Genomic DNA, 2,083 nt, shown 5'->3' with positions numbered 1-2,083 from the left:
GCGCCCGGGACGAGGCTCGCTACACCTATCTCTCCGTTCGTGACGACAATGTCGTGCGGGCGTCGGGGATGACCATAATCGATATCGGGGGAGGGAGCACGGAGGTGATCACCGGGACGGACCGGGACCTTGCCGCGTATGTCTCGCTGCCGATGGGAAGTGTCAGGCTCACCGATGCGTTCGTCTCGCACGATCCTCCGGTCAGGGAAGAAATGGAGAGCGTGGTCTCATACATACAGGAACATCTTTCACCGGTCAGTTGTCCCATGGGGAGCGTCCTTGTGGGCACGGGAGGCACGGTGACGAACATAGCCGCCATGGTGGCCGGGATCGGGACCTACGACAAGACTGTCGTACATGGTTTTGTGATCGGTCTCAGACAGGTGAAGGAACTGATATCCACCCTTGCCCGATTGACGAGTGATGAGAGAAGACGTGTCACGGGGATGGAGCCGGGCAGGGAGGACATAATCGTGCAGGGAGCGGTCATTCTGAGAGAGATCATGGAGCATGGCGGATTTGACCGGGTGAGGGTCAGCGCGGCGGGCGTACGGTACGGAGTGATATACGAGAGGTGCGGGTTTACCGCGTAGTCGGTCCTTTTCGACGCCGCTTCGGGCGCCCTTCATCTTTTTGTATAGACCGACACGGTTCTTTTGTGATAAAAGTCATACAATATCAATAAAAGATTCTTTGGAATCTGAGAGTTTACACTGGAAGCGCTCGTAGAGATCCTTTCCAAAACGCCTCACATGTTTCAGGCGCTCATCGACAACATCCCAAGTCCTGTCTACTACAAGGACACAAGGGGGGTCTATCTCATCTGCAACAGGGCTTTTCGTGAGTACTTCGGCGTTACCGATGAACAGTTCATAGGCAAGAATGTCTTCCAGTTGCCCTTGAGGCCGGAAGAGGCCGAAGTCCACCAGGCGATGGACCAGGAGCTTCTCGCCGAGCCGGGAGTCAGGTCCTACGAAATGAAGAGTTTCAGGGCGGACGGTACGGTGCGCTTTGACCTCAACAAGAAGGCGACGCTCACGGCCGAGGACGGAAGCGTGGGTGGTATTGTTGGCGTCATCATAGACATCAGTGAGCAGAAGAGGATGGAGGAGGACATCCTGAAGGCGAAGAACCTCCAGTCCCTGGGGACTCTGGCGGGTGGCATCGCCCATGATTTCAACAATCTTCTGATGGCCATCGTGGGCAACCTGTCGCTTGCCAGGATGCACACGCCTGACAACGGACGGTTGATGGACTACCTCAATGAGGCGGAAAGGATCGCTTTTCTGGGAAAGACCCTGACGCAGCAGCTCCTGACTTTCTCCCGGGGAGGGAATCCCATCCGAAGCATAGTCCAGCCGGGCGTTCTGGTGAGGTTCGTGGCGGAGCGGGCTCTGCGCGGTTTTCCCATCGATTGTGTCTTTGACGTATCTTCGGACCTTCTTCCCATCGAGGCCGACGAGGAGCAGATCAGGCAGGTCATCGAGAACATCCTCAGGAACGCGAGAGAATCCATGCCGGCCGGTGGGAAGATCACCATAACCGTCAGGAACGTGAGCATTTCTCCCGAAGACAGGCTTCCCCTCATGACGGAGGACTATGTGAGGATATCCATAGCCGATGAGGGGACCGGCATCGCTCCCGAGGACATTCCGAAGGTGTTCGACCCCTATTACACGACAAAGGGAATGGGATCGGAAAAGGGGGTCGGGCTGGGCCTTGCCATCTCCTATGCCATAGTCAGGAAGCACAACGGCAGTATCTCCATCGAGTCAACGAAGGGGCGGGGCTCCGTCTTCCATGTGAACCTCCCGGCGTACAAGCAGGAGGCGGCACAGGAGGCGGCAGCGTCCCGGCGGCTGGCCGGTACTCGAGAGGGGAGCGTCCTTCTTCTTGACGACGAGGAGCTTGTCCTCGAGATCGGGAAGGAACTTCTCGAATACCTTGGCTACACGGTGACCACGGTGCAAAGCGGTGAAGAGGCGGTGACTCTTTACAAGCAGGCAATGGAACTGAAGAGTCCTTTCGATGCGGTCATCCTCGACCTCGCCGTCCCGGGAAGCCTCGGGGGCAAGGAGGTCCT

2 protein-coding genes are annotated in these 2,083 nt (G+C 57.4%); both read left to right on the top strand.

From position 1 onward, the window contains the following. Nucleotides 1-593, top strand: a 593-nt coding sequence (locus GXX82_12670; GenBank protein NLT23891.1) for a Ppx/GppA family phosphatase, incomplete at its 5' end; no start/stop codon positions are given. 159 nt (nt 594-752) lie between these two features. Further along, a partial coding sequence (locus tag GXX82_12665) for a PAS domain S-box protein (protein ID NLT23890.1) occupies nt 753-2,083 on the top strand: 1,331 nt, incomplete at its 3' end.

It is taken from the genome of Syntrophorhabdus sp. (genome assembly GCA_012719415.1).
Taxonomy (GTDB): Bacteria; Desulfobacterota; Syntrophorhabdia; order Syntrophorhabdales; family Syntrophorhabdaceae; genus Delta-02.
This window is presented reverse-complemented; position numbering and strand designations above follow the sequence as displayed.